The sequence below is a fragment of the Nocardia sp. CY41 genome (genome assembly GCF_009829325.1).
Lineage (GTDB): Bacteria > Actinomycetota > Actinomycetes > Mycobacteriales > Mycobacteriaceae > Nocardia.
Genome location: NZ_VUOS01000003.1, coordinates 83,612 through 109,950, shown reverse-complemented (window position 1 = coordinate 109,950; position 26,339 = coordinate 83,612). Strand labels below are relative to the sequence as shown.

The window sequence follows — 26,339 nt, the reverse complement described above, 5'->3', positions numbered from 1 at the left end:
CGCTGTTGACTCAACGGCCGGCGCACGCGCACATCAGTGGCGACAGCCGGTGACCTACGACCCAGTATGTCATCTGCGCCGGATCCAGGCGTGACGAGGCTCGGCAGCTATCCGAAAAACGAAGCGCAGGCAGGTTTCCATGCACGCGGTGATCTTCTGACGAAGCACCGTTTCGATGCGGACGACAGCGGCACGTGGAACGGTGCGGCCCGTCACTCCGAATCCACTCGGGCACAGTGCGACTCGCGTCTCACACCACCCACCTGCCGGGGCGGGCCGCGGTGGAGCGAGGGTATCGCGGCTTCGGACTCGAGCGCGCATGGCACTGATCACAACCACGCGCTGTCCGCCTCCGCGGTCCCTCCGGACATCGGGGCCGGTTCCGATTCGGCGAACACGGCGGCGGCTCCGCGGCCGACGAACTCGGCCGCCGCCAGCACGGCACGGCGAACCGCCCGCTCCGGTCCGCTGCCCTCGCCCACGTGGGCTGTCGCGGCGACGGCGAAACTGTCGCCTGCTCCGCAGGTGTCACTGCCGCCGGCCGCCTTGGCCGCGACCGGAAGCGGGATGCGCCAACGTTTGCCGGACGCGCGCAGGCAGAGCAGGGCACCCTCCGGTCCGAGGGTCACCGCGATGGCGTCGACGGCCCACCCTTTCGCGAGTTTCCACAGATCAGGCCCGTCGTCGAGCCGCCCGGACAGCAGGGTGAGCGCTTCCGCGCGATTCGGGGTGACCAGTGCCGCGCCGGGGATCGGCACAGGTCCGTGCGGGTGGGGGTCCCAGACGACCGGAACGTGCCGGGCCTGGGCACGCAGGAGCGCACGGATCCGTGGGTGGGCCGCGGTGCCGTGACCGTAGTCGGAGACCAGCACCGCCTGCGCCGCCGCGAGCACGGCGTGCGCCTCGTCCGGCAGCGGGTCGGCGCTCGCTATTCCGGTGCCGGAATCGATTCTGGTGATCAAGACGGGCCGCCGGGGTTCCTTGGCGCGAGCGTGCCCGTTGGAGCGGGCCCACGGGCCGATCGCGCGCACCCGCTGCTTGCAGATCGTCGATCCGTGGAGGGGTAGCGCGATGACCCGCACATGTCCGTCCAGCAACCCGCGCAGCCGGGCGCCCGCTTCATCGGCCGCGAAACCGGCGATCAGGACGACTTCCCGGTCGCCCGCCGCCGCGAGCCGGGCCGCCAATCCCGCCCCACCGGGACGGAACGTGCGGTGCGCGACGTCGACCACCGGGGCTGCCGCCTCCGCGCTGCATCGGTCGGCGCGACCGTCGAGGTCGATGTCGAGCAGCGCGTCCCCGATCACGACGAGCGGATCGCCCGCGGCCATCACTCCCGCTCCAGCGCGGCTTCCAACGCCGTACACAGCCCGTGCACCAGCAACAAGTGCATCTCCTGCACCGTCGCGACGGTTTCGGCCTCGATACTGATCGCGTCGTCGCACAGCAACGCCAGCGGATTCGGCGGCGGTCCGGTCATCGCCCAGGTGGTCAGCCCGATGTCGTGGGCGGTCTTGGCGGTGGCGATCACATTCGGGCTCGATCCGCTGGTCGACAACGCGATCAGCACGTCACCGGGCCTGCCGTGCGCGCGTAACTGGCGTGCGAACATCTCCTCGATGCCGTAATCGTTGGCGATCGCGGTGGTGCTGGAGGTGTCGCAGTGCAACGCGATCGCCGAAAGCGGGCGCCGCTCCAGCTGGAAACGACCGGTCAACTCAGCCGACAGATGCTGGGCTTCGGCGGCGCTGCCCCCGTTGCCGCAGGTGAACAAGCGCCCGCCGGATGCGTAGACGCGGGCGAGGTCCGCACCCCAGGCCCACAGCCGCGCGAGGACGAGGGCGCGGTTGCGTTCGAGCGCGGTGGTCAGCGCGTCGAATTGGCGCGCCAGGGCGGCCTCCGCACCGGGCGCGCCGCTGTGGGCCGGATCGGTGTCCGAACCTGTCACGGTAGGTCGTCCTTCCTCGTCGCCGATGCGGCGGTCATACCGGGTGCACTTCGGAAACCACCTGACCGTCCGCCGTGACCTCCGATGGGTGTCCCTCCGGCTCCGGCGAGCCGTCCACCTGATGTCGCGCCGGCGGTGACACCGGACAGTCGGTGTCGAGGATCGCGGCGCAGTCGATGCCCGCTATGTGTAGCGGCGGGACCCGCGGCGGCAGCCGCCGCACGATGGCGCGGCCGGGACAGGTCGGAGGCGGTCAGCACATCGGGACAGAAGCCGTAGCGCCGGGTATGGGCGACGCGGTGTTCACGCGTCGACGTGACCACCGGCATGGCGTGAACAGCGCCGGACTCGGCCGGCGGGCCGGCGTGCTCGAACACCGTGGGGACCTTCACTGCAGCTCCGTTCGCCGAGGACGACTGGATCACACGCGCAGTACCGATCCGGGCCGCACACCGAAGCCCGCACGGGCTGACATGCCCCACTCGACCGCGCCGAAACATCCGTGCCGCGCTGCCCGCACCGTTTGTGCGCCCGGACCCCGGGTAGAACGACGACATTCGTTCTGGCTCGTCGGACACGCAGGAGGTCGCATGGGACACGCCGGCGGCGCGATCACCCGCACGGGACGCGTTACGTCGCGCCCGGCGCTCGGCCCGCTCGGCGAGGTCTTCCCCGGGGTGCGGCGCATCGCGGTACTGCGCGGCGGCGGTCTCGGCGATCTGCTGTTCGCGTTCCCCGCGATCCACGCGCTGGCGGCGACGTATCCCGCAGCTCGCATCGTTCTGCTCGGTACGGCCGAGCACGCCGAACTGCTCTGCGACCGGGCGGGGCCCATCGACCGAGTGGTGGTCGTCGATGAACAGGGCGACGTCGACCAGGACGTCTGCGACGAACTGGGGCCGATCGATCTGGGTGTGCAACTACACGGCGGCGGCGCATGGTCGAACCCGTTCCTGACCGATCTGCGCCCACGCTGGACGGTGGGTTCGCGTGCCGCCGGCGCGGCCGCCCTGACCCGCACACTGCCGTTCCGCTACTACCAGCACGAGACCTTGCGAGCCCTCGAGGTCGTCGGCCTGGCCGGTGCGGCGCCCGTGATGCTGGAAGCGCACCTCGAGCCGGCGGCGGCGGATCGGTCCGCCGCCGACTCCGTCCTCCGCGACCTGGGCGGCCCGATCGCGGCCATCCATCCCGGCGCCAGGGACCCCCGCCGACGCTGGCCCACCGAACGCTTCGCGGACGTCGCCGCCCACTGTCTCGACCGAGGCGTCGCGGTCGTCCTGCTGGGCTCCGAGCCCGATCGCGACCTCGTCGACGGCCTCCGCTCGCGTATCGGTACACGCGCGTTGGACCACCGGATCCGTACGCTGATCGGCGCGCCGCTGCCCGCGCTGTGCGGCGTCCTCGCCCGCAGTAGCGTCTTCGTCGGGAACGACAGCGGCCCGCGTCATCTGGCCAGGGCGTTCGGTACGCCGACCGTGGGCATCTTCTGGATCGGCAACGTGATCAACGCGGGGCCGCTGGGCCGCGCCCGTGACCGGGTGCTGATGTCATGGACCACCACTTGCCCGGTCTGCCACCGCGACTGCACCGACGAGGAACTTCCCCGCTGCCCGCACGACGTGTCGTTTGTCGCCGACGTACGGACCGATGACGTCTGCCGCGATATCGATGAGCTGCTCGAACACGCTTGACCGATACGCACGCGCTCGCGCGGCCACCGTTGTTCGGTTCGTCCTCGCCAGTCGCGATTCCGCATCCGGATGCCGTGCCGTGGTTCCGCCGACGTCCCGCTCACCACCGAGAAATCAGCACCGACCGGGCGTGTAGGGGCGCGGGATATACGGGCGCACGTTCGCCGCTTCTGGCCCCCGATCGGTGATGGTGGTGGTGAAGACGACGGTCTGGCCGGGAGCGAGTGTCTTGTATCCGCGCATGTCGATGGCACGGAAGTCGACGAACACGGGGCTGGTGCGGTCGTCGGGTTCGAGATAGCCGAAGCCTTTCTCGGTGTTGAACCAGGCGACGGTGCCATGGCGCCATTCGGTGGCGGTGGCGGTGGCGGGGACGAGGGTGTCGCGACGCGGGCGGTGCCGGAATCGGCTGGGGGCATGCGTGGTAGTCGTCATGACAAGGCGTGGCCGGCAGCGGGATCGGGTCAGTAGGCGAGCGGGTATTCGTCGTCGGGCAGCGGCGTGACGAAGGCTTGTTCGAACCGGTCGACTTCGTCGGCGCGGTCGAAGGCGTCCCGGATGCGTTCGGCCAGTGGGCTCAGGGCCGTCGTATCGATTCCGGTGTGCTCGTGCCGGTCGGCAGGCGCTTGCTGTTCGAGGTGGTCGGCGGGGCTACCGGTGGGAAATGTCGGGGTGTGCACGGTGGTCCTTCCTCCTGGCTTCGGGCCTGTCGCGGATACGGGAGCCGCGGGCCCGGACACCGGGTGCCGGGCCCGCGTCGGAAGAGAGTGACGTGACGGTTCGATCGGTCCGCGCATCACCTGCCTTTCATCTCGCCTGTCTGTCGGGTGGATCTGCCGAAGCCGTCATCCGCGCGGAGGTCCGCGCTCGCGCGGATGCGGCCGGTGCGCCGGTATGCGGCCGCGTAGGGTGGCCACCTCTGCATACGGTCGCGGCCCCGTCGCGCCGTCGGGGGCCGCCGCCAGGCACGGCAGCGCCGGTGAGCACTGCGCGACAGCCATTGCCGCACAGAGGATCTCGTCCACCTCGGCGAACAACCCGTCGAGGTCGGCGTCCAACAGCGGCAAACCGGCGACGTCGCAGCTGTCGAGGGTGCGCACAACCCTTCACCTCCTGCCGGAACGTGCTGGGTCCTGTGGGCGATCAGGCGTCGATCACCTGGTGGCCGTCACCGCGGGCGACCTCGATCTTGCGCGGTTTCGCCCGCTCCGCGACGGGGATTCGCACTCGCAGCACCCCATCGGCGTAGTCGGCGCTGATGCGATCGCTGTCGAGCCCGTCACCGAGGAAAATCTGGCGGCTGAACACGCCACGGGTCCGCTCCGCTGCCACCATCTCGCGCCCCGGTTCCAGCTCTGGGCGCTGTGCGCGCACCGTCAGCACGTTGCGTTCGAGATCCAGATCCAGCGAGCCGGTATCGATGCCGGGTAGGTCGAGCTCGACCAGGAATTCCTCGCCCTCCCGCCAGGCGTCGATCGGCATGACGGCCGGGTGCGCTGCCGTGCCGAGCACCTGGTGCGTCAACCGCTCCAGATCCTGGAACGGGTCGGTCCGCATCAACATGGTCGCCACCTCCAACTCACTCCATCTGCGGGACTCTACCGAGATAACCTGTGTCGATTCAGACAGATTTTTTGTAGCACTATCCAGATATCTACGCAAGAGGGCGAGAGACAACAATTCGGCGACGGGCGAATGCGGACTAGGGCCAGCGGCGTGCACGCTATGTGCGTGCGAAACAACCTGGGCTGCACCGGAACTGTCGGTCGGCACGGCTCTCATCCGCGCGAGACGAGACCGGCGAAGACATCCGACGACGTTGCGCGCTCGAACTCACCACGAGCATGACGCCGAGGGGTGATGAGGATGGCCGGAAAGACACTCGACCCCACGGGCCGGATGATTTCGTGGAGCGGATGACGGGATTCGAACCCGCGACCCTCACCTTGGCAAGGTGATGCGCTACCAGCTGCGCTACATCCGCATGCGCATCGCGGAGTCCGTGATGCGACACAGAACATTAGCGGACACGCGTGGCAAAAAGCCAATCGCCGCTCATGCCCGCCGCTCCCCCGCGCGGTCGCGACGCAGGCCGAGACCGGCCGCGATCAGGCAGGCGAGGGCCACGACACCGACGAACCACGGAAACACCGTGCTCAGCCCCCAGGTGGTGGCCGCCCAACCGGCCAGGATGGTCGGCAGGGCCATCGCCGAATAGGCGAGCAGGTAGTACGCCGACATGGTCTCGCCGCGCTTGTGCTGCGGAACGACCTCGGACAGGTGTCGCAGCGAACCGCCGAACCCGAGGCCGAAGGTGGCGCCGAGGGCGATGCCCGCGGCGAGCACCGCGATCCAGTTGTGCGTGGCCAGCGCGGGCACCGTCAGCAGCAGCGACAGCGCCATACCGGTGTCGCCGAGGATCGCGGCCCGACGGGCGGGCACGCCGGTCGCGAACAACTGCGCGGTCGCACCGGAGAGCGCGGTCGAGGCGACGACAGCGCCGCCGAAGACCAGATTGTGGATACCGGTCTGCTGCGTGGCCAGCGACGGGTACAGCGACAGCAGCACGCCCAGCACCGACCAGGCCGCCATCACGCCGATGGCCGAGAACCAGAAGTCACCTCGAATCTCCTGCGGCACGGCGGGTTTCGCGATCCGGATGCGTCCCGGGGCCCGCGCCGAGTGCGGTTCGCGCAACGCGAGCACGCCGGCGCCGATCGCCAGGCAGACGACGGTGATGACGACATAAGGCGTGCGCAGCGGATGCGGCGCGTACTGCGCCAGCAGCGCCGAGCCGAGGATCGCCACCGCCATGCCCACGTTGAACGCGACGCCGCTGAGCTGCCCCGACCGGGCACCGCGATGCGGACGCAGATCCAGCAGCGCGGCGGCGCCCGCGACCACCGTCGAACCAACCGCGACGCCGTGCAACGCACGCGCCAGCAGCAGCATCGGAACGCTGTCGGCGAGCACGAACACCAGCAACCCGGCGACCATCGTGGCGAACGCGCCGAGCAGCACCGGCTTGCGGCCGACCACGTCGGAGATCCGTCCGGACACCAGCACGGCGCCCAAGGCGGCCACCGCGTAGACGGCGAACACGATCGTCGTCGTGAGCGGGGAGAGGTGCCACTGCTTCTGATAGATGCCGTAGAGCGGTGCGGGAACGCCCGAAACCCCCAGCGCCACGCCGCTGGCCGACAGCACCAGGGCGTAGGCCCAGCGCTGCGTGGTCTGCTCCTCGACGGCCACCGCCATTGTCGCTGCCATCGGATCTCCGATCAGGTAAGTTTGATGATGATCGAACCGCAATCGACCATACATCCGGTACGACGATCATCAAACCTGAGAGTGAGCCAGATCATGCCCGAGGCCCGAGACGCGGAGCAACAGCCACCCCCGGTGGCCGCGCTGCCCGTAGTGCTCAGCGCGCTGCAGGACCCGGTGCGCCTGGAGATGGTGCGCAGGCTCGGCAACGCGGGAACGGCGGTGCGCTGCGGCGCGCTCTACGAGGTGATCAACAAATCGACGGCCACCCACCATTTCAGGATCCTGCGCGACGCGGGCGTGATCGAGCGGCTGGTCATCGACGGTCACACCTGCCAGCGCCTGCGCATCGACGACCTGGAGTCCGCCCTGCCGGGGCTGGTGCCGACGATCGTCGCGGCCGCCAACCGCGCCCACCAGGCGTAACCCGGCCCGGGCGCGTTCAGCAGTTGTCGAAGCGCCACTGCCCGTCGACGAACGTCCACGTCTTCGGCCCGGCGTCGTCCTCGGCCGCGCGAGCGTCGAAATTCTTGACCGTGACCGCACCCGTCGACCCGGACGTGGTCACCGTGATCTCGGCCGGCTTGGATTCGAGGTCCCGGCCGTCATAGAGCTGCGCCATGGACGCGACGTAGTCGTCTTCGTTGAGGGTCAGTCGGCACCGCGCGGAGCGGAATCGGTACGCGGCGGCGTAGTCGTGGCTCGCCAGCGCCTCGGTCATCTCGGTGGCTTCCGCGCGCAGCGCGGCCGCGGTCGGCTCCCCCGGCTTGCCCGCATCCGCGTCCGTTCCGCCGCACCCGGCCAGCACGAGGACGGGCATCGACACCGCGCCCAGCACGCACAGGGCACGACTCGTTCGGTTCATCTCGACTCCTTGCCAGAGATCGCCGGATCCGACACCCGGACAATCGATTCAGCGCCCTCCGGCGGGGAATCGACGGCCGGGCGGCCGAACAGTATCGCGGCAGTAGATACTCCGCCAAGCCGCGGTCCCTCGCTCACGCGAAGCTCAGCTCGGCACCAGCCGCCGGACGGCGGCGGGCAGATCCCGGGTGCGCTTGTACGGGCCTGCGACCGACGCGGCGAACGGCCGCGCCAGCAGTGTGCGTGCGACGGCGGACACTTCCTCGGTGGTGACGGCGTCGATGCGCGCCAAGGTCTCCGACACGCTGCGGTGGTTGCCGTAGCTGAGTTCGCTGCGCCCCAGACGGTTCATGCGCGAGGCGGAGTCCTCCAGACCGAGCACCAGCCCCCCGCGCAACGAGCCCTTGGCGCGTGCGCACTCGGCATCGGTGATGCCGTCGGCGGCCACCTCCTCCAAGACGCCGAGCGCCAGTGCCGCCACCTGGCCGAGGTTCTCCGGCTGACATCCGATGTAGACCGAGAACGCCCCGGTGTCGGCGAAGGTGTCGACACTGGAGTACACCGAGTACGCCAGCCCCCGCTCTTCTCGGATGCGCTGGAACAGACGCGAACTCAGTCCGCCGCCGACCACGGTGTTCAGTACCGACAGCGGCCAGCGCCGCTCTCCTTCGTGCCGCCCGAAGGCGCGCACACCGAAGACCAGGTGCGCCTGCTCGCTGTCGCGATGGCTCCAGTGCAGCTGCGGAGTGCCGTGTGGCCGGAACCGGCCCTCGCGCCTGCGCGCGGGGGTTGCCGCGGGATCGAGCCGGTTCTCGAACGCCCGATGCACCAATTCCACGGTGTGGTCGTGCTCCACGTTGCCCGCGACCGCCACCACCATCCGGTCCGGCCGATACCGCCGCAGATGGAACGATCGCAGCTGCGCGGCCCGCATGCCCTCGATGGATTGCACGGATCCGATCACCGGGCGCCCGATGGGATGATCGCCGAACAGCGCGGTCAGGAAGGAGTCACCGACCAGGTCCTCGGGGTCGTCGTCGCGCATGGCGATCTCCTCGAGCACCACCTGCCGCTCCACGTCCACGTCCGAAGCCCGGCACAGGCCGTTGAGCACGACGTCGGAGACCATGTCTACGGCCAGGGGCAGGTCGTCGTCCAGCACGTGCGCGTAGTAGCAGGTCTGCTCCTTCGCGGTGAACGCGTTGAGTTCGCCGCCGACCGCGTCCATCGCCTCGGCGATGTCCAGCGCCGAGCGCGTCGGCGTGGCCTTGAACAGCAGGTGCTCCAGGAAGTGCGCGGCGCCCGCGACAGTCGGGCCTTCGTCACGCGATCCGACCCCGACCCAGACGCCGATGGACGCCGAGCGCACCCCGGGCAGATGCTCGGTGACCACGCGTAATCCGCCGGGTAGCACGGTGCGGCGCACTCCGCTGTCCGCGTCCATCCGCAGCTCGAGTGACGAACCCCCCTGCCCGGTGCTGAGCAGAGGGGTTGTCGTCTTCTTCTTCGTCACAGGGACAAGTACTACTCGGTCCCGGCCGCGCCCGCATCGGCCGTGTCGTCGCCGGGCTCGTCGGCGTTCTCCTCGACCGGCACGAGCGAGATCTTGCCGCGGTTGTCGATGTCGGCGATCTCCACCCGCAGCTTGTCGCCGACGTTCACCACGTCCTCGACCTTGGCCACGCGCTTGCCGTTGCCCAGCTTGGAGATGTGCACCAGACCGTCGCGGCCCGGCAGCAGCGAGACGAACGCGCCGAAGGCGGTGGTCTTGACGACCGTGCCCAGGAAGCGCTCGCCGACCTTCGGCAGCTGCGGGTTGGCGATGGCGTTGATCGCGTCGATCGCGGCCTGCGCCGACGGGCCGTCGGTCGCGCCGACGAACACGGTGCCGTCGTCCTCGATGGAGATGTTGGCGCCGGTGTCCTCGGTGATCTGGTTGATCACCTTGCCCTTCGGGCCGATCACCTCGCCGATCTTGTCGACCGGGATCTTGATCGCGGTGACGCGCGGCGCGTACGGGCTCATCTCGTCCGGGGTGGCGATGGCTTCGGCCATCACGTCCAGGATCGTGGTGCGCGCGTCGTGGGCCTGGCTCAGCGCGCCGGCCAGCACCTGCGATGGGATGCCGTCCAGCTTGGTGTCCAGCTGCAACGCGGTGACGAACTCGCGGGTGCCCGCGACCTTGAAGTCCATGTCGCCGAAGGCGTCCTCGGCGCCGAGGATGTCGGTCAGCGCGACGTAGCGGACTTCGTCCTCACCCTGGTCGTTGGTGATGGTGTCCGACACCAGGCCCATCGCGATACCGGCGACCGGCGCCTTCAGCGGCACACCCGCGTTCAGCAACGACAGAGTCGAGGCGCACACCGAACCCATCGAGGTGGAGCCGTTGGAACTCAGCGCCTCCGAGACCTGACGGATGGCGTAGGGGAACTCCTCCTGGCTGGGCAGCACCGGGATCAGCGCCCGCTCGGCCAGCGCGCCGTGACCGATCTCGCGGCGCTTGGGCGAGCCGACGCGGCCGGTCTCGCCGGTGGAGAACGGCGGGAAGTTGTAGTGGTGCATGTAGCGCTTGCTGGTCTCCGGGCCGAGCGAGTCGACCTGCTGGGCCATCTTCACCATGTCCAAGGTGGTGACGCCGAGGATCTGGGTCTCGCCGCGCTCGAACAGCGCCGAGCCGTGCGCCCGGGGCACCACGGCGACCTCCGCGGACAGGGCGCGGATGTCGGCCAGGCCACGGCCGTCGATGCGGAAGCCGTCGGACAGGATGCGCTGACGCACCAGCTTCTTGGTCACCGAGCGGAACGCCGCGCCCAGTTCCTTCTCACGCCCGGTGAAGTCATCGGCCAAGCGCTCCAGGACGGCGAGCTTGATCTCGTCGATCTTCTCCTCGCGCTCCTGCTTGCCGGAGATGCTCAGCGCCTCGCCCAGTTCCCGCTTGGCGGTGCCCTCGACGGCCTCGTACACGTCCTGGCCGTAGGGCGGGAAGAGCGGGAACTCCTCGGTGGGCTTGGCGGCCAGCTCGGCCAAGTCCTGCTGCGCGCGGCACAGGCGGGCGATGAACGGCTTGGCGGCCTCGAGCCCCTCGGCGACGACCGCCTCGGTCGGCGCCTGGGCGCCACCGTCGACCAGGCTGATGACGTTCTCCGTGGCCTCCGCCTCGACCATCATGATCGCGACGTCACCGGAGTCGACCACGCGGCCCGCGACGACCATGTCGAAGACGGCGCCCTCGAGCTGCTCGGTGGTCGGGAAGGCGACCCACTGGCCCTCGATCAGCGCGACGCGCACGCCGCCGACCGGGCCGGAGAACGGCAGGCCCGCGATCTGGGTGGACGCGGACGCGGCGTTGATCGCCACCACGTCGTAGAGGTCCTTCGGGTCCAGGCTCAGCACGGTGACCACGACCTGGATCTCGTTGCGCAGGCCGTCGACGAACGACGGGCGCAGCGGCCGGTCGATCAGGCGGCAGGTCAGGATCGCGTCGGTGGAGGGACGGCCCTCCCGGCGGAAGAACGATCCGGGGATGCGGCCCGCGGCGTACATCCGCTCCTCGACGTCGACCGTCAGCGGGAAGAAGTCGAACTGGTCCTTGGGCTGCTTGCCCGCGGTGGTGGCCGACAGCAGCATGGTCTCGTCGTCGAGGTAGGCGACGACCGAACCGGCGGCCTGCCGGGCGAGGCGTCCGGTCTCGAACCGGATGGTGCGGGTGCCGTAGCTGCCGTTGTCGATCAGGGCGACGGATTCGAACACGCCCGGTTCGACCTCGACGGCCGTGCTCTTGCGTTCAGTTGTCTCGGTCATTCTTCTCTCTCAACCTCTCGTCTTCGCCGGCTCGAGCGCTCGCTGGCGCGATCCGGCTGTCGTCAGCCGTACCGGGTACGGACGCGCGGCAACCCTCCTGGCTGCGGCGCGCACACCCGGCCGAATCCCCTTGGACGCGGCGACGCGGAGGCGGTCATCGATCGAAGCCCGACGGCGCCAGCTCGCTGCCGATAGGCCACTACCGAAGACCGACGCCACGCGGGCGGGTGCATACGGCTGTGCAATGTTGTCGTGCGACGGGGGCGCGATCCACCCCTCTACACATATGCCAACGGTGCGATTGTACGTCGCACACTCAGTTGAACCAGCGACCGCCTCGAACACCCCCGTGTCGGACCGCCGCCCATCACTCCCACCGCACCGCGGCGGATCTGCGAAGATACGCACCGACGTCGAAACAAGCCCCAGCCCGCCGCACATCGAGTCTGCTGCGGTAAGGCCCCCACAAGATCATGTTGCGGGTGTCGACGACCGGGTAGAACGGAAAAAATATGTGTCCGCGCCTCGCGGATCCACCGAACCCGCGGCTCCCCCGGATGGCATGCGTCAGACCACGCGGGCACATCCCGACGGGCCGATTCGAGCGAGATCGAGCGGCGCCGGTGGCGGGCGCGGCTCGCGTCCGTGCGATCGCTCGGACGCGAGCCATCGATGGCCGCGAACACGCGGCCTCGAAAAATTACCGCCGCAGCCCGAGCCGCTCGATCAGCGCACGGTAGCGGTTGATGTCGTTGTCCTGCAGGTACTTCGACAGCCGCTTGCGACGACCGATCAGCGCCATCAGGCCGTGGCGGGTGTGGTGGTCGTGCTTGTGCTTCTTCAGGTGCTCGGTGATGTCGGCGATCCGCTTGGACAGCAGCGCGATCTGCGCCTCCGGCGAACCGGTGTCCTTCTCGTGCAGGCCGTACTCGGCGAGAATCGCCGACTTCTGCTCGGTGGTCAGCGCCATGGGGCATCCACTCCTGTTTCTCAGTTCCGCGCTCGAATGTCCGGTTACCCGGGTGCGGGCGCCACCGCGGACCGCAGCAAACCCGATCGACCACCCTACCGGACCGGGAGCTTCCCGCCGAAATCGCGGGCCCGCCGACCTGGGCCAAGACTTCGGTCGCACCGCGCAGTGCGGCAGGGCCATTACCTTCCGGGTAATCGACTCGCCGCGTTCCGGCTGCGAATCTTCTTCATGTACCACCGAATACGAGGAGACGACGATGCCCTACCTGGAGACGACCGACGGCACCCGCCTGGCCTACGAGGACTACGGAACCGGCGCACCGATCGTGTTCCTGGCCGGGTGGGCGCTGAACGCGGAGATGTGGGAGTACCAAGTTCCGTTCTTCGTCGAGCGGGGTTACCGCTGTGTGTTGCTGGACCGGCGCGGGCACGGCCGCTCGGACCGGCCGTCGACCGGATACGACTTGGACACCCGCGCCGACGACGTGGCCGAGCTGATCGAACAGCTGGATCTGCGCGAGCTCACCCTGGTCGCCCACTCCGCGGGCGGCGCGGAGGTCGCCCGTTATCTGGCCAGGCACGGCACCACGCGGGTGGCGCGCATCGCGCTGTTCGCCACGACGCTGCCTTTCCTTCGGCAGACCGAGGACAACCCCGAGGGCCTCCCGGAAGAATTGAGCCTGGCGTCGATCGCGCAATGGCGCGCCGACCGGCCGAAGTGGTTCGCCGACCGCGCGCAGGGATACTTCGCCACGCATCTGGGCAACGACGTCTCCCCCGCGCTGATCGAGCACGAGACGCGCCGTTGCCTGTCCACATCGCCGTGGGCCACCATCGCGGTCTGGGAGTCCACCTTCCCGTCCGACCACCGCGAGGTTCTGCGGAATCTCCCCATTCCCGCCTTGGTCGTGCACGGGGTGCCGGATCAGTCCATCCCGATCGACGCCAGCAGCAGGCGCACGGCGAAACTCGTTCCGGACTGCGTCTACAAGGAGTACCCGACCGCCGGGCACGGCTTGTACGTCACGCATGCCGAGCAGCTCAACAACGACCTGCTCGAGTTCATGAAGTCCTGAAACTCACCCGGCGTCGACGGCGGTGAGGATCTTGCGGGCGGTCTCCACGTCGCGGCCCATGGATTCGACGAGCTCGTCCACCGACTCGAATTTGCGCTGGCCACGAATGTGCTCGACGAAGTCCACCGCGACGTGCTGACCGTAGAGATCGGCCTCGCCGTCGAGCACGTACGCCTCGACGGTGCGGGCGCGGCCGGAGAAGGTGGGATTGGTGCCCACCGAGATGGCGGCCATGGCCCGCTCGCCCGGGGTGACGGTGCCGATGGTGGGACCGGGGCCGAGCACGGTGAACCAACCGGCGTACACACCATCGGCCGGAATCGCGGCGTGCATCGGCGGCGCGACGTTCGCGGTCGGGAACCCGAGTTGCTTGCCGCGCCCGTCACCGTGCACGACGACGCCTTCCACCCGGTGCGGGCGCCCCAGCGCCTCGGCCGCGGCCGCCATGTCCCCGGCGTCGACGCACGAGCGGATATAGGTCGAGGAGAAGGTCACGGCGTGTTCGCCGAGCAGCGTCACGCCGTCGACCTCGAAGCCGAAGCGCTTGCCGAGTTCGCGCATCGTCTCGACCGTGCCCGTGGCCTTCTTGCCGAAGGTGAAGTTGTCGCCGACCACCACCTCGACCACGTGCAACCGCTCCACCAGCAGGTCGTGGACATAGCTCGCGGGAGTCAGCTTCATGAACTCGTGGGTGAACGGCATCACGCAGAACACGTCCACGCCCAGTTCCTCGGCCAGTTCGGCGCGGCGGGTGAGGGTGGTCAACTGGGCGGGGTGGGAGCCGGGGCGCACCACCTCCATCGGGTGCGGATCGAATGTCATCAGCACCGCGGGCACGCCGCGCGCGGCGGCGGACTTCACGGCCCGGCTGATCAGCTGCGCGTGGCCGCGGTGCACACCGTCGAACACACCGATCGTGAGGACACAGCGCCCCCAGTCCGCGGGCACCTCGTCGAGACTTCGCCATCTCTGCACAGTGCGCAGCCTACGCAAATCAGGTAGCGAACAGTATTCGGGCGTGCTGATCTCACACAACACTTCCGGTGCCGCGCACCGGTGACAGGGCTCGGGCCGCCGCGCGGCCCGCGGGGCGGTAGGCCACACGCCAACCAGGCCGGATGCGACGCGGACGCCGTCGGACTGCTCGAGCCGCACGGAGCGACCGGGCATGATCCGCGCGCCGGAGCCGCATGCCGCTCTGCTGGTGGCGCCCCCGACATAGCCGGGAGGTGGCCCGGCTCGCCGCACGCTGGTGTGCTCCTTGCCGGGACGTCGGGTTCGCCGACACCTCCCGGGGAACTTCGCCCGCCGGAAACGAATCGGACGTTTTCGCGAAAGAGCCGGTACATCCTCGGTTTTTCGGGGCCTTCCAAGCTCGTCTCGCCATCAGCGGGAATGGTCTAGCGTCCAATTCGTCGGCGACAGAAGTGCCCCGGAGTAGCCATGAAAAGTGCAGTCAAGCACGTGCGCGTGATCAAACCGTCCGATGCGGCCGAAACAATCGGGCGGCAACGACAACGCCTCATCCCTTGCGTCACCACCGAAACGTGTGGCGCTACCGGCATCTCGGCGGGCATGGTCAACATGACCCCCGGCGCCATGTCCAAAGCGCATTATCACGCGCACAGCGAGATCGTCGTCGTCTGCCTGCGCGGGCGGGCGGCGACCTTGATCGGCCCGGAACTGACTCCGTATTTCCACGGTCCGGGCGAGTTCATCTACATCCCGGACGGCGTCGTGCACGTGGCGGTGAACCTGGACGAAACCGAGGACCTGGTCGCGGTGGAAATGCGGACCGATCCTCTTTTCAACGACGACGTGGTGCTGACGCCGGAATACGACGCCCTGGTGCCCGAAGTCGTCGCGCGCCTCCGGCGCCGCGATCGGATCGGTTCCTGACGTGGTGCGCCTCCAGCACAGCCGCCGTGCGGCCGGGGTCGGCAGCGGACCCATCGATGACATGTTCGCGACGCTGGCACGCCGCCCCGAGGTCGTCTCGTTCGCCGTCGGCGCGCCCGACCCCGCCCTGCTCCCGGGCGAACTCGTCGCGACGCTCTCGCAGCGCGTCATCGACAGGTACGGCAGCGCCGTCCTTCAATACGGGATGACCCAGGGATTCGCTCCGCTTCTGGACGAAGCGCGAAACCTCCTGCGCGACCGCCATATTCGATGCACGCACGATCGCCTGCATATCTCCACCGGCGGATCCGGCGCTTTGCACAACGTGTGTTTGGCGGTGCTCGATCCGCACGACGTGGTGCTCGTCGAAACACCGACCTACGGCCCGGCCGTCAAAGAATTCCGTAGCCGCGGAGCGACCGTCGTCGCGGTGCCGTCCGACGAATTCGGCATCGTGCCGGAAGCGCTCGAGGAGGCTCTGGCCGGATACGACGCGACATTCGTCTACCTGCTGCCCACGTTCCAGAATCCGACCGGGCGGACGATGCCCGCCGGGCGGCGGGAACGAATCGCGGAGATCGCCGTCCGCCACGGCACGCTGATCGTCGAGGACGACGTCTACACCGACCTGCGCTATCGCGGCGTGGCACCGCCCGCGCTGTGGTCTTTCGCGCCGGACAACTCGGTCTACATCACGTCCCTGTCGAAAACTCTCGCCCCGGCGATTCGTGTCGGAATCACCGTCATGCCCCCGGATCTGCTGAAAACCGTGCTCGCGTTGAAGCAGGGCATCGATATGCAGACATCGACGTATTGTCAGGCGATTGCCGCCGAATTCCTGGGCAGCTCGGCAGGCGCTGCGCACCTGGCCCAGGTCGTCGAGGCCTACTCGGCCAAATTGGACGCCTTGACCGCCGCGGCCGAGCGGCATCTCCCTGCCGGGTTCCGGTGGACCGAACCCGAGGGTGGGATGTTCCTGTGGGTCGAGGGCCCGGCGGGTTTCGATGCCGACGCGGCGCTGACCGAAGCGCTGCGACAGGGGGTCGCGTTCCTGCCCGGAAGCGCCTTCTACGCCGACGACGTCGCCGGCCACCGCAACGCGATGCGGCTGAGCTTCGCGAACGTGGCGCGCGACGACATCGACCGTGGCATCGCGCTGCTGGGTGCCGTCTTGCGGGAGGGCCCCACGCACGCGACGACAGGCACCGCATGAGTGGTCAGGCCCGGAGGCGGCAGCGCAGCGTCACCACGCAGGGCCCCACTCATGCCGAAATGGACACCGCATGAATGATCGGCATCCGGTGCTGGGCACGTGGGAGGTGGTCGCGGACGGCGCTCCGTTCGGCTACCACGTGATGCAGTTCCACCCGGGCGGCACGATGCTGCAGTCGAACCCCGATCACGGCAATCGCGCCACCAGCGACAGCAACGGCATGGGCAGCTGGCGAGCCGACGGTTCCCGGGTCACCGGCGCGTTCCTGGAGTTCACCGTGGATCGTGCCGACCCCTCCGTCGTGCGCAAGGGAATCGTCGCCTTCGAGTTCGACGTGGCCGGTGACCGGTTCTCCGGATCCGCCTCGGCGACGTTCTACGACCTCTCCGGCGCACCGGTCGGCGCACCGGCCACCGCACGGCTCACCGGTGCGCGATTCGACGGCGTGGCCGCGTATCGCGATGCGCTGGATCTTTCGAGAACCGTGTGACCCGCCCGCCGCGGACGACGTTCTCGGCGCGCGCACCCGGGAATGAACGGCGAATCGCGTTTCGTTCGCGATCGGGCGACGACGGGGTCGACGATGTGTGGATCGGCACGCCAGTGCCTAAGCTCGGGGTGTGCCAGGTAAACGAGATATCGCCACGCGACGCGAGTTGGCCGACGCCCCGGCGCAGGGCGGTACCGCGACGATCGCGCCGGTGCTCTCGTCGGTCGCACAGGACTACCTCAAGGTCATCTGGACCGCGCAGGAGTGGTCGCAGGAGAAAGTGACCACCAAGTTGCTCGCCGAGCGGATCGGCGTGTCGGCCTCCACCGTGTCCGAAGCGGTCCGCAAACTCGCCGACCAAGGCCTGGTGGAGCACGCCCGCTACGGTGCGATCGCCCTCACCCCCGAGGGGCGCCGCGCCGCCGTCGCGATGGTGCGCAGGCACCGGCTCCTCGAGACGTTCCTGGTGAACGAGCTCGGTTACGGCTGGGATGAGGTGCACGACGAGGCCGAGGTGCTCGAGCACGCCGTCTCGGAGCTGCTGATGGCCCGGATCGACGCCAAACTCGGATACCCCGATCGCGATCCGCACGGTGATCCGATCCCCTCGGTGGACGGCGCGGTTCCCACTCCGCCCGCGCGCCAGCTCAGCGACTTCCATGCGGGCGAATCCGGCCGGGTCGCGCGCATTTCCGACGCCGATCCGGACATGCTGCGCTATTTCGACTCCGTCGGCATCGCCCTGGACACCACCATCGCGGTCGTGGAACGCCGCGACTTCGCGGGCACCATCGCCATCCGCATCGGCGCCACCGAGTCCTCCACCGACCTCGGGCGCCCCGCGGCCGAGGCCATCTGGCTTACCGCCTGACCGGTCACTTCCACCGGGAGCCTCCGAGTTCACCGGCCGAGCGGGTCGAAAGGCGGCATCCTGCGTGCGCGCACAGCCGGTCGAGGATGTGGACGCCGAACCCAGCGGGTGACGTCGATGATCACTTCCGGCACGACCGCAGGTGAGTGATCAGTGGAGACCGAAGCCGATGGCAGGCGAGTGAAACGGGTCAGCCGATGTCGGCCGTGGTGGCGTGACGAGCCAGCTCGGCCGCGCGGATGGCGACGGCGTCGCCGAGGTCGGTGGTGGTCGCGGTGCCGCCGAGATCCGGGGTGCGGACTTCCCCGGTGGCGAGGACGTCGCAGACCGCTCGATCGATCGCGGCGGCCGCGGTGGACTCGCCGAGATGCTCGAGCAACATCGCGCCCGCGAGAATCTGCGCCACCGGGTTCGCGATGCCCTGGCCCGCGATGTCGGGGGCGCTGCCGTGCACGGCCTCGAACATGGAGGGGCCGGTGCGCTCGGGATTGATGTTGCCCGACGGCGCCAGGCCGAGTCCGCCGGTCACGGCGGCGGCCAGATCGGAGAGGATGTCGCCGAACAGGTTCGAGCCCACGATCACGTCCAGCCGGTCCGGGTGGAGCACTAGTTCGGCGGCCAGCGCGTCGACGTGCATCTGCCGCGTCCGCACCTGAGGGTATTCGGTCGCGATACGGTCGAAGACGCTGTCCCAGTAGGGCATCGAGTGGATGATCCCGTTCGACTTCGTCGCCGAGCACAACCGTCCGGACCGTTCGGCTGCCCGCTCGAACGCGTAGCGGATGATCCGCTCGCACCCGGTGCGGGTGAACACCGACTCCTGCAGCACGAATTCGTCGGGACGGCCCTCGTTGTGGATGCCGCCGATCCGCGAGTACTCGCCTTCGGAGTTCTCCCGCACGATGAGGATGTCCAGGTCGGCGGCGTTCCGGTCATGCAGCGCCGACTCCGTGCCGGGCAGCAGGCGCACCGGGCGCAGGTTGACGTACTGACCGAAGGCGCGGCGCAGCGGGATCAGCAGTCCCCACAGCGAGACGTGGTCGGGGACACCGGGAAAGCCGACGGCGCCGAGCAGGATGGCGTCGAAGCCGGCCAGCCGCTGCGGGCCGTCGGGCGGCATCATCGCCCCCGTACGCAGATAGTTCTCACACGACCAGTCGAATTCGGTCCATTCCAGTCCCGGCAGCACGGCATCGAGCACGCGCACCGCCGCCGCGGTGACGTCGACTCCGATTCCGTCACCCGGGATGGTGGCGATGCGATACCCGCTCACTGACGCTCCTTCACAGTCGCACTCCGATGTACTTGGTCTCCAGGAACTCGTCGATCCCGGTCAGCCCGCCCTCGCGGCCGAGCCCGGACTCTTTGACACCGCCGAACGGCGCGGCCGGATTCGACACCACGCCCTGGTTGAGACCCACCATGCCGGTCTCCAGCGCCTCGCACACGCGCAGGCCGCGCCGGAGGTTCTCGGTGAACACGTAACTCACCAGCCCGTAGGGGGTGTCGTTGGCCCTGGTCACCGCTTCGTCCTCGGTGTCGAAGACGCCGATCGCGGCGACCGGGCCGAAGATCTCGGTGTGGCACAGCCCGGCGTCGTCGGGGACATCGATCAGGACGGTCGCGGGATAGAAGGTGCCCGGTCCGGGCAGCGCTGTCCCGCCGGTGAGCGCCGTGGCACCGCGAGCTCGAGCGTCGTCGACCAAGCGCTGCACCTTGTCGACGGCCTCGGCGTCGATCAGCGGGCCGACGACGACGTCCGGCTCGGTGCCCCGCCCGCTCGGCAGAGCCGCCATCCGGTCGGCGAGTCGGCGTGCGAAGACGTCGGCGATGCCGCGCTGCACGAGGATGCGATTGGCGGCGGTGCACGCCTGACCGATATTGCGCATCTTCGCCGCGAGCGCGCCCTCGACCGCCTCGTCCAAGTCGGCGTCGTCGAACACCAGCAGCGGGGCGTTGCCGCCGAGTTCCATCGACGTGCGCATCACCGTCCGCGCGCACTGCGCGAGCAGCTGCTTGCCGACCGCCGTCGAGCCGGTGAACGACAACTTGCGCGAGCGGGCGTCCAGGATCAGCGGCGTCATCACCGCCGCCGGATCGGCCGTCGTCACGACGTTCACCACCCCGGCGGGCAGCCCGGCCTCGGCCAGCACCTCGGCCAGCGCGAGCATCGATAGGGGCGTCTGCTCAGCGGGTTTCACCACGCACGTGCAGCCCGCGGCGAGCGCGGGCGCGATCTTGCGGGCGCCCATGGCCACCGGGAAGTTCCACGGCGTGATGAGCAGGCTGGGCCCGACCGGCTGCCGGGCCACGAGAAAACGCGAACCGCCGGTCGGCGCGGGCATGTACCCGCCGTCCAACCGTACGGCCTCCTCGGCGAACCAGCGGAAGAACTCGGCGGCGTAGGCGATCTCGCCGCGCGCCTCGGCCAGCGGTTTGCCCATCTCCAGCGTCGCGATCAGCCCGAGCCGGTCGGTCTCGGCCAGTAACGCGCGATGCACGCGCATCAGCAGATCGCTGCGCTCGCGCGGTGGCGTGGCAGCCCAGTCCCGCTGCGCCGCGCACGCCGCGTCCAGCGCGGCGAGACCGTCGGCCGGGTCCGCGTCGGCCACCGCGCACAGCACCTCGCCGGTCGCCGGATCGAAGACCGGCAGTGTCCTGGCCGTCGTCCGCCACCGCCCCTGGATGAACAAGCCGCGTGGCACCGTGTCGATCGCCGCCCGTTCGGCTGCGCTCAGTGCGCTCTCGGTGAGCATGGTCGGTGGCTCCTTCCGGCACCGCGCAGCATCCGGCCATTGCTGCGACCCGTGCGGCCATGTTATGCATATTGTCGACAATCCGACAATAGACAAGCTTTCCCTTCCACCCGCTCCGGGAGGCGAATCACCATGACCGAGCTCTCGCCCATCCTGAAACAGGCCACTCCGGTGACCGTCGACCACGGCGCGGGGTGTTATCTCTACGGCACCGACGGACGCCGCTACCTAGACTTCACCGCAGGCATCGGCGTGACGAGCACAGGCCACTGCCACCCGAAGGTGGTCGCCGCCGCACAGGCACAGGTGGCTTCGCTGATCCACGGCCAGTACACGACCGTGCTGCATCGTCCCCTGCTGGAGCTGACCGAGCGGCTCGGCGCGGTGCTGCCCGAAGGGTTGGACGCGCTGTTCTTCGCCAACTCCGGCAGCGAGGCGGTCGAGGCCGCGCTGCGGCTGGTGCGCCAGGCCACCGGACGGCCGAACGTCGTCGTCTTCCACGGCGGCTTCCACGGCCGCACCGTGGCCGCCGCCACCATGACGACCTCCGGCACCCGCTTCTCGGCCGGATTCAGCCCGCTCATGCCAGGGGTGCACGTCGCGCCGTTCCCCACCGCCTATCGCTACGGCTGGAGCGAGCGGGAAGCCACCGCCTTCGCGCTGCGGGAACTGGACTATCTGTTCGCCACGCTCACCTCGCCGGCCGAGACCGCCGCGTTCCTCGTGGAGCCGGTGCTCGGTGAAGGCGGGTACGTCCCGGGCAACACCGAGTTCTTCCGCGGGCTGCGCGAACGCGCCGACCGGCACGGCATCCTGCTGGTCTTCGACGAGATCCAGACCGGCTTCGGCCGCACCGGGAAGTTCTTCGGCCATCAGCACTTCGACGTCCGTCCCGACGTGATCACCATCGCGAAGGGACTGGCCAGCGGCTTCCCGCTGTCCGGGATCGCGGCCCCACGAGAGCTGATGGCGCGGGCGTGGCCGGGCTCGCAGGGCGGCACCTACGGCGGCAACGCCGTGGCGTGCGCGGCGGCGATCGCCACGCTCGATGTCATCGAGTCCGAAGGGTTGGTGGCCAACGCGGCCGCGCGGGGGGCACAACTGCTGGGTGGTCTGCGCGACAGCGCCACCAAGGCGATCGGTGACGTGCGCGGCCTCGGGCTGCTCGCGGGCGCCGAGTTCACCACGGCCACCGGCGAACCCGACACCGCCACCGCCGCGGCTGCCCAGCGCGCCGCGGTGGACAAGGGTCTGCTGCTGCTGACCTGCGGCGCGCACATGAACGTAGTGCGGATGATCCCGCCGCTGATCGTGACCGAAACGCAGATCGAGGACGCCCTGGCGATCTGGTCCGAGGTGCTCGCCGAGCTGTAGTTCGCGACCAGCACCGTCCACTGTGCCCGCCCGGCGGGCACCGATCAGGAAGCAGCACCGCATGACCCGCTACATCACCATCGCACTCACCAAAGCCGCGGTCACCTGCCGCGCTCGTCTGCTGGACGAGGAAGCGCCGCAGACCTGCGCCGCGGTGTGGAACGCCCTGCCACTGGAAGGCGACGCCTTCCACGCCAAGTACGCCCGCAACGAGGTGTACACCTTGCTCCCGCGGATCGGCGCGGCCCCGCATCGGGAGAATCCGACGGTCACGCCGATCCCCGGCGACGTGTGCCTGTTCGATTTCGAGCCGTGGGAGATCGGCAATCCGGCGTACGGCTACGAGCCCGGCTCCGCGGCCGAGCACGAGCGCGGCGCCACCGATCTCGCGCTGTTCTACGGCCGCAACAATCTGCTGATCAACGGCGATCTCGGCTGGGTGCCGGGCAATGTCTTCGCCACCATCGAGGAAGGGCTCGCCGAGATCGCCGCGGCGTGCAACACGCTGTGGTTGCACGGCGTCCAAGGCGAAACGCTCGCCTTCGCCCGCGCTTGAAGCTCGAGGGCCTGAGCGCGCGGTGTGATACCGGAATTCAGGCCCTCGCCGCTCGATCTCCTATCCGGCTGGTCCGTTCGGATACGCCACGTTTCCGACGTCATCCGGCGAGGTCGGATCGGGCTGCGTGAACAGCACTGTCGTGGCGATGGTCAAGGCAACCACGACCACACCTGCGGACCGGCTTCGCACGCCGCCTCCCACCCACGGCTGCTTCCGATCCACTGTGCGCAGCTCCGATCCCGCAGCCCGGCGCGACACCGGCCCGGACCCATGCCACGCGGACCGCTCCCCTGACCGACGTCACGGGGCCCGGTGGCAGCACGTCACCGGGCCGCGCGCAGTCAGGAAGCCAGCACGAATTCGGCGTAGCGGGCCACCGCGAGCACCAGATCGTCCGAGTGGCGCGGACCGACGATCTGCAGCCCGACCGGCAGACCCGCGCTCGTGGTACCCGCCGGGATGCTGATCGCGGGCTGCTGGGTGAGATTGAACGGGTAGGTGAAGGGCGTCCATTCGGGCCAGCTGCGCAGGCCGCTGCCCGGTGGCACGTCATGTCCCGCTTCGAACGCGGGGATCGGCACCGTCGGAGTGATCAGCACGTCGTAGTCGGTGTGGAACCGCCCCATCGTGATGCCGATCTGCGCCGCCACGTTGCGCGCGGCGAGATAGTCGACGGCGGTGAGAGTTTCACCGCGCTCCCAGACCGCGCGCAGCCCGGGGTCCACCCGGTCGCGCGTGCCTTCCGGGAAACCGGACAACATGGCGGCCGCGCCGGCGGCCCAGAGCAGTTCGAATGCCTCGCGCGGATCCTCGAAGCCGGGATCGGCGGCGGTGACCCGCAGTTCGGCGTCGGCCAGGCGGGCCACCGCCGCGTCCACGATGGTGGCGACCTCGGCGTCGAGCGTGGCGTAGCCGAGCGTCGGCGAGTACGCCACCCGCAATCCCCGCACGTCGCGTTGCATTTCGGCGCGAAACACGGTGAGCGTGGGAGCCAGCGCCGTGGGATCGCGCGGATCGGGGAGCGACAGGATGTCCATCAGCAGCGCCGCGTCCTCGACGGAGCGCGTCATCGGGCCCGCGTGCGCCAGCGGACCGAACGGACTGGCCGGGAACAACGGAATCCGGCCGTAGGTGGGCTTGAATCCGACGATGCCGCAGAAGGCGGCCGGGATGCGCACGCTGCCACCGCCGTCGGTGCCCACCGAGACCGGGCCGAGGCCCGCCGCGACGGCCGCGGCGCTTCCCCCGGAGGAGCCACCCGCGGTGGTGGACGGGTCGGCCGGATTGCGGGTGACACCGGCCAGCGGGCTGTCGGTGACCGCCTTCCATGCGATCTCCGGGGTGGCGGTCTTGCCGAGGAAGACCATGCCGTCCTCGCGCAACCGCGCCGCCACCGGGCTGTCCACCGGCCACGGCCCGGCCGGGTCGATCGATGTGGACCCGCGCCGGGTGGGCCAGCCCTCGGTCAGGAAGACGTCCTTGATCGAGACGGGCACGCCGTCCAGCAGGCCCCTGGCATGGCCGGACTGCCAGCGCGCCTCGGAATCCTTCGCCTGCACCAAGGCGCGGTCGTGGTCGACGAGACAGAAGGCGCTGAGCGCGGGGTCGCGGTCGGCGATCGCGCGCAGGATCGCCTCGGTCGCCTCGACGGGCGACAACGCACCCGCCGCGTAGGCCGAGACCAGCTCGACCGCGGTCATGGCGGTCGGGTCGGTGGGATGGTTCTTGTCGGGGTAGCTCATGGATGGGCTCCTTCAGCCGGGCACGTACCCCAGCCTTTTGTCGACCACGTTGTCCAGCGGACGTCCGGCGATCCAGTTGTCGAAGTTCTCGGTGAACGCGTCGACGATCTCGGTGCGCCATCCGATGAAGTCACCGGAGTTGTGCGGGGTGATCCGGACGTTCGGCAGTTCCCACAGGGGGTGATCGGCGGGAAGCGGCTCGGGGTCCACCACATCGAGCGCCGCCGCGGCGATCGATCCGGTGCGCAGCGCGGCGACGAGATCGTCGGTCACAACGAGTTCCCCACGGCCGACGTTGACAAACCTGGCGTGCGGCTTCATCGCGGCGAAGGCGGCGGCGTCGAACATGTTCCTGGTCTGCTCGGTGAGGGGCGCGATCGCGACGACGTAGTCGGCACGGGCCAGTTCGGCGTGCAGGTCGGTGGCGACCTCACCGAAATCCGGATCCGACGCGCGTGCCCGTCGGCCAACGGCGCGCACGGACATCCCGACCGCGCGCAGCAACCGGGCGATGTGGCGTCCGATCGAGCCGGTGCCGACGATCAGCGCCGTCGCTCCCGCGACCCGTTCGGATTCCCGGTGCCGCCACTCGTGCCGCTGCTGCAGCAGAAGCGAGCCGGACAGGTCCTTGGCGAAGCCGAGAATCTGTCCGAGCACGTATTCGGCGATCGCCGCGTCGAAGACGCCTCGGGTGTTGGTCACCACCACGTCACTGGCTCGCAGCTCGGGAAACATCGCCGGGTCGACGCCGGTCGACCCCATGTGCACCCAGCGCAGACGGTCGGCGGCATGCCAGGCGCCGGGCAGCGCCCGCGTGCGGAAGTCGTAGACGAACAAGACCTCCGCTCCGGGCAGGGCGTCGGCCAATCCGGGTGCCTCGGTGTACCGGAGGGTGGCGCGGCCTGCTACTCGGTCCATTCGTTCGGCGTCGGGCACACTGTCACTGTGCAGGACGACGACAATCGGGCCCTGTTCCACATTGACACACTAAGAGGGCATCGTATGATTGTCAACAATCCGATCGTGTTCGGAGGTCGTCCCGGCTGAGCGCGAGAGGGGCCGTAGTGGATCTGAGCTTTCCCGACCTCGAGGGGCCCGTTGCACAACGGGGTATCGGGATCATCGCACCGTTCGATCTCGCCCTCGAACGAGAGCTCTGGCGCTGGGCGCCGCTGGAGGTGAGCCTGCACCTGGCCCGTACCCCCTACGAACCGGTCCCGGTGTCGCTGGAGATGGCCGAATTGGTGTCCGACACGGCGCATCTCACCGCGGCCACCCGGAACGTCATGCACGTGGAGCCCGAAGTCGTCGCCTATCTGTGCACGTCGGGCAGCTTCATCAAGGGCCTCGCCTATGAGAAGTCGTTGCGCGACACCATCTGCCGGGCCGGGGCGCAGGACGCGGTCACCACCTCCGGCGCGTTGCTGGAAGCGGTTCGCCATCTGGACCTCACCCGGATCTCGGTGCTCACCCCCTACGACGAGATCCTGACCCACCGGCTGCACGAATTCCTCGCCGAAGCCGGATGCTCGGTGGTGCGCTCCGATCACCTCGGGCTCGGCGGCGGCATCTGGAAGGTCAGCTACCGCACAATCGCCGAACGCATCGTCGGCGCCGACGATTCCGCCGCGCAGGCCGTCTTCGTCAGCTGCACCAACCTGCCGACCTACGACGTGATAGAGCCGCTGGAGCAGGCCCTCGGCAAGCCCGTGCTCACCGCCAACCAGCTGACCATGTGGGCATGCCTCGGCCGGATGAAGCTCCCGATGATGGGCCCCGGCAAGTGGCTGCTCAACGTTTTCTGAAGGAAGAA

General features: G+C 69.2%; 26 protein-coding genes and 1 tRNA gene. 10 read left to right on the top strand and 17 right to left on the bottom strand.

The window, feature by feature from the left end; genetic code table 11:
* Positions 1 to 329 precede the first annotated feature (329 nt).
* Together GVY64_RS04710 and GVY64_RS04705 are read right to left on the bottom strand one after the other, a co-directional pair.
* Entirely contained in the window at positions 330 to 1,331 is a 1,002-nt protein-coding gene (locus tag GVY64_RS04710) for a PfkB family carbohydrate kinase (protein WP_159839115.1), read from the bottom strand.
* Positions 1,331 to 1,891: an SIS domain-containing protein gene (locus tag GVY64_RS04705; RefSeq protein ID WP_159839181.1), complete on the bottom strand. Its 561-nt coding sequence runs from the start codon at positions 1,889 to 1,891 to the stop codon at positions 1,331 to 1,333. Before GVY64_RS04705 ends, GVY64_RS04710 begins: the two co-directional genes overlap by 1 nt.
* A 647-nt stretch (positions 1,892 to 2,538) precedes the next feature.
* On the opposite strand from GVY64_RS04705, the gene GVY64_RS04700 reads away from it, so the two are divergent.
* Positions 2,539 to 3,642, top strand: coding sequence for a glycosyltransferase family 9 protein (locus GVY64_RS04700; RefSeq protein WP_159839113.1), 1,104 nt, complete (start codon positions 2,539 to 2,541; stop codon positions 3,640 to 3,642).
* 114 nt (positions 3,643 to 3,756) lie between these two features.
* On the opposite strand, the gene GVY64_RS04695 is transcribed toward GVY64_RS04700, so the two are convergent.
* The 6 genes from GVY64_RS04695 to GVY64_RS04670 all read right to left on the bottom strand — a co-directional run bounded on the left by GVY64_RS04695 (position 3,757) and on the right by GVY64_RS04670 (position 6,912).
* Complete coding sequence (locus GVY64_RS04695) at positions 3,757 to 4,077, bottom strand: cold shock domain-containing protein (protein WP_159839111.1); 321 nt, start codon at positions 4,075 to 4,077, stop codon at positions 3,757 to 3,759.
* Positions 4,078 to 4,106: 29 nt separating this feature from the next.
* Positions 4,107 to 4,322, bottom strand: coding sequence for a hypothetical protein (locus GVY64_RS04690; protein ID WP_159839109.1), 216 nt, complete (start codon positions 4,320 to 4,322; stop codon positions 4,107 to 4,109).
* Between the two features lie 165 nt (positions 4,323 to 4,487).
* Positions 4,488 to 4,742: a hypothetical protein gene (locus tag GVY64_RS04685; RefSeq protein ID WP_159839107.1), complete on the bottom strand. Its 255-nt coding sequence runs from the start codon at positions 4,740 to 4,742 to the stop codon at positions 4,488 to 4,490.
* 43 nt (positions 4,743 to 4,785) lie between these two features.
* Positions 4,786 to 5,205 (bottom strand): Hsp20/alpha crystallin family protein, encoded by a 420-nt coding sequence (locus GVY64_RS04680; protein ID WP_159839105.1) that lies wholly within the window; start codon positions 5,203 to 5,205, stop codon positions 4,786 to 4,788.
* A 345-nt stretch (positions 5,206 to 5,550) separates the two neighbouring features.
* Positions 5,551 to 5,626, bottom strand: a tRNA-Gly gene (locus GVY64_RS04675).
* Between the two features lie 71 nt (positions 5,627 to 5,697).
* The gene (locus GVY64_RS04670) at positions 5,698 to 6,912 is read right to left on the bottom strand and encodes an MFS transporter (RefSeq protein WP_236566617.1); all 1,215 of its coding nucleotides are present in this window, start codon (positions 6,910 to 6,912) and stop codon (positions 5,698 to 5,700) included.
* A gap of 93 nt (positions 6,913 to 7,005) precedes the next feature.
* On the opposite strand from GVY64_RS04670, the gene GVY64_RS04665 reads away from it, so the two are divergent.
* Positions 7,006 to 7,335: an ArsR/SmtB family transcription factor gene (locus GVY64_RS04665; protein WP_159839103.1), complete on the top strand. Its 330-nt coding sequence runs from the start codon at positions 7,006 to 7,008 to the stop codon at positions 7,333 to 7,335.
* A gap of 16 nt (positions 7,336 to 7,351) precedes the next feature.
* On the opposite strand, the gene GVY64_RS04660 is transcribed toward GVY64_RS04665, so the two are convergent.
* From GVY64_RS04660 to rpsO, 4 genes are all read right to left on the bottom strand, one after another.
* The gene (locus GVY64_RS04660; protein WP_159839101.1) at positions 7,352 to 7,774 is read right to left on the bottom strand and encodes a hypothetical protein; all 423 of its coding nucleotides are present in this window, start codon (positions 7,772 to 7,774) and stop codon (positions 7,352 to 7,354) included.
* 144 nt (positions 7,775 to 7,918) lie between these two features.
* Positions 7,919 to 9,217 (bottom strand): M16 family metallopeptidase, encoded by a 1,299-nt coding sequence (locus GVY64_RS04655; RefSeq protein WP_159839177.1) that lies wholly within the window; start codon positions 9,215 to 9,217, stop codon positions 7,919 to 7,921.
* Between the two features lie 80 nt (positions 9,218 to 9,297).
* Positions 9,298 to 11,574, bottom strand: a complete 2,277-nt coding sequence (locus GVY64_RS04650) for a polyribonucleotide nucleotidyltransferase (RefSeq protein ID WP_159839099.1) — start codon at positions 11,572 to 11,574, stop codon at positions 9,298 to 9,300.
* A 700-nt stretch (positions 11,575 to 12,274) separates the two neighbouring features.
* Positions 12,275 to 12,544, bottom strand: a complete 270-nt coding sequence (gene rpsO / locus GVY64_RS04645; protein WP_159839097.1) for a 30S ribosomal protein S15 — start codon at positions 12,542 to 12,544, stop codon at positions 12,275 to 12,277.
* Positions 12,545 to 12,803: 259 nt separating this feature from the next.
* On the opposite strand from rpsO, the gene GVY64_RS04640 reads away from it, so the two are divergent.
* Entirely contained in the window at positions 12,804 to 13,622 is an 819-nt protein-coding gene (locus GVY64_RS04640; RefSeq protein WP_159839095.1) for an alpha/beta fold hydrolase, read from the top strand.
* A gap of 3 nt (positions 13,623 to 13,625) precedes the next feature.
* On the opposite strand, the gene GVY64_RS04635 is transcribed toward GVY64_RS04640, so the two are convergent.
* Positions 13,626 to 14,597 carry a bifunctional riboflavin kinase/FAD synthetase gene (locus GVY64_RS04635; protein ID WP_159839093.1) on the bottom strand — a complete coding sequence of 324 codons (972 nt, stop codon included), beginning with the start codon at positions 14,595 to 14,597 and terminating at the stop codon, positions 13,626 to 13,628.
* A 468-nt stretch (positions 14,598 to 15,065) separates the two neighbouring features.
* Here GVY64_RS04635 and GVY64_RS04630 point away from each other — a divergent pair, with 468 nt between their 5' ends.
* From GVY64_RS04630 to GVY64_RS04615, 4 genes are all read left to right on the top strand, one after another.
* On the top strand, positions 15,066 to 15,521 hold the full coding sequence (locus GVY64_RS04630) for a cupin domain-containing protein (protein WP_159839091.1): 456 nt from the start codon (positions 15,066 to 15,068) through the stop codon (positions 15,519 to 15,521).
* 1 nt (position 15,522) lies between these two features.
* Complete coding sequence (locus GVY64_RS04625) at positions 15,523 to 16,734, top strand: aminotransferase-like domain-containing protein (RefSeq protein ID WP_236566616.1); 1,212 nt, start codon at positions 15,523 to 15,525, stop codon at positions 16,732 to 16,734.
* Between the two features lie 70 nt (positions 16,735 to 16,804).
* Entirely contained in the window at positions 16,805 to 17,224 is a 420-nt protein-coding gene (locus GVY64_RS04620) for a hypothetical protein (RefSeq protein WP_159839089.1), read from the top strand.
* A 166-nt stretch (positions 17,225 to 17,390) separates the two neighbouring features.
* Complete coding sequence (locus tag GVY64_RS04615) at positions 17,391 to 18,095, top strand: metal-dependent transcriptional regulator (protein WP_159839173.1); 705 nt, start codon at positions 17,391 to 17,393, stop codon at positions 18,093 to 18,095.
* Positions 18,096 to 18,285: 190 nt separating this feature from the next.
* On the opposite strand, the gene GVY64_RS04610 is transcribed toward GVY64_RS04615, so the two are convergent.
* Together GVY64_RS04610 and GVY64_RS04605 are read right to left on the bottom strand one after the other, a co-directional pair.
* Entirely contained in the window at positions 18,286 to 19,368 is a 1,083-nt protein-coding gene (locus GVY64_RS04610; RefSeq protein ID WP_159839087.1) for a tartrate dehydrogenase, read from the bottom strand.
* Positions 19,369 to 19,378: 10 nt separating this feature from the next.
* The gene (locus GVY64_RS04605) at positions 19,379 to 20,851 is read right to left on the bottom strand and encodes an NAD-dependent succinate-semialdehyde dehydrogenase (RefSeq protein WP_201297903.1); all 1,473 of its coding nucleotides are present in this window, start codon (positions 20,849 to 20,851) and stop codon (positions 19,379 to 19,381) included.
* Positions 20,852 to 20,983: 132 nt separating this feature from the next.
* Here GVY64_RS04605 and GVY64_RS04600 point away from each other — a divergent pair, with 132 nt between their 5' ends.
* Positions 20,984 to 22,225: an aspartate aminotransferase family protein gene (locus GVY64_RS04600; RefSeq protein WP_159839085.1), complete on the top strand. Its 1,242-nt coding sequence runs from the start codon at positions 20,984 to 20,986 to the stop codon at positions 22,223 to 22,225.
* Between the two features lie 61 nt (positions 22,226 to 22,286).
* The gene (locus GVY64_RS04595; protein WP_159839083.1) at positions 22,287 to 22,781 is read left to right on the top strand and encodes a DUF3830 family protein; all 495 of its coding nucleotides are present in this window, start codon (positions 22,287 to 22,289) and stop codon (positions 22,779 to 22,781) included.
* Positions 22,782 to 23,125: 344 nt separating this feature from the next.
* On the opposite strand, the gene GVY64_RS04590 is transcribed toward GVY64_RS04595, so the two are convergent.
* Both GVY64_RS04590 and GVY64_RS04585 read right to left on the bottom strand, forming a co-directional pair.
* Entirely contained in the window at positions 23,126 to 24,526 is a 1,401-nt protein-coding gene (locus tag GVY64_RS04590; protein WP_159839081.1) for an amidase, read from the bottom strand.
* A gap of 12 nt (positions 24,527 to 24,538) precedes the next feature.
* Positions 24,539 to 25,504, bottom strand: a complete 966-nt coding sequence (locus GVY64_RS04585) for a D-2-hydroxyacid dehydrogenase (RefSeq protein ID WP_159839079.1) — start codon at positions 25,502 to 25,504, stop codon at positions 24,539 to 24,541.
* Between the two features lie 86 nt (positions 25,505 to 25,590).
* Here GVY64_RS04585 and GVY64_RS04580 point away from each other — a divergent pair, with 86 nt between their 5' ends.
* Positions 25,591 to 26,331: a maleate cis-trans isomerase family protein gene (locus tag GVY64_RS04580; protein ID WP_159839077.1), complete on the top strand. Its 741-nt coding sequence runs from the start codon at positions 25,591 to 25,593 to the stop codon at positions 26,329 to 26,331.
* Positions 26,332 to 26,339 lie beyond the last annotated feature (8 nt).

Bases quoted from the DNA above. Each gene is read 5' to 3' on its own strand.
- GVY64_RS04710 (WP_159839115.1), bottom strand. From the start codon at position 1,331: ATGGCCGCGGGCGATCCGCTCGTCGTGATCGGGGACGCGCTGCTCGAC.
- GVY64_RS04700 (WP_159839113.1), top strand. From the start codon at position 2,539: ATGGGACACGCCGGCGGCGCGATCACCCGCACGGGACGCGTTACGTCG.
- GVY64_RS04695 (WP_159839111.1), bottom strand. From the start codon at position 4,077: ATGACGACTACCACGCATGCCCCCAGCCGATTCCGGCACCGCCCGCGT.
- GVY64_RS04680 (WP_159839105.1), bottom strand. From the start codon at position 5,205: ATGTTGATGCGGACCGACCCGTTCCAGGATCTGGAGCGGTTGACGCAC.
- GVY64_RS04670 (WP_236566617.1), bottom strand. From the start codon at position 6,912: ATGGCAGCGACAATGGCGGTGGCCGTCGAGGAGCAGACCACGCAGCGC.
- GVY64_RS04665 (WP_159839103.1), top strand. From the start codon at position 7,006: ATGCCCGAGGCCCGAGACGCGGAGCAACAGCCACCCCCGGTGGCCGCG.
- GVY64_RS04660 (WP_159839101.1), bottom strand. From the start codon at position 7,774: ATGAACCGAACGAGTCGTGCCCTGTGCGTGCTGGGCGCGGTGTCGATG.
- GVY64_RS04655 (WP_159839177.1), bottom strand. From the start codon at position 9,217: ATGGACGCGGACAGCGGAGTGCGCCGCACCGTGCTACCCGGCGGATTA.
- GVY64_RS04650 (WP_159839099.1), bottom strand. From the start codon at position 11,574: ATGACCGAGACAACTGAACGCAAGAGCACGGCCGTCGAGGTCGAACCG.
- rpsO (WP_159839097.1), bottom strand. From the start codon at position 12,544: ATGGCGCTGACCACCGAGCAGAAGTCGGCGATTCTCGCCGAGTACGGC.
- GVY64_RS04640 (WP_159839095.1), top strand. From the start codon at position 12,804: ATGCCCTACCTGGAGACGACCGACGGCACCCGCCTGGCCTACGAGGAC.
- GVY64_RS04630 (WP_159839091.1), top strand. From the start codon at position 15,066: ATGAAAAGTGCAGTCAAGCACGTGCGCGTGATCAAACCGTCCGATGCG.
- GVY64_RS04620 (WP_159839089.1), top strand. From the start codon at position 16,805: ATGAATGATCGGCATCCGGTGCTGGGCACGTGGGAGGTGGTCGCGGAC.
- GVY64_RS04605 (WP_201297903.1), bottom strand. From the start codon at position 20,851: ATGCTCACCGAGAGCGCACTGAGCGCAGCCGAACGGGCGGCGATCGAC.
- GVY64_RS04600 (WP_159839085.1), top strand. From the start codon at position 20,984: ATGACCGAGCTCTCGCCCATCCTGAAACAGGCCACTCCGGTGACCGTC.
- GVY64_RS04595 (WP_159839083.1), top strand. From the start codon at position 22,287: ATGACCCGCTACATCACCATCGCACTCACCAAAGCCGCGGTCACCTGC.
- GVY64_RS04590 (WP_159839081.1), bottom strand. From the start codon at position 24,526: ATGAGCTACCCCGACAAGAACCATCCCACCGACCCGACCGCCATGACC.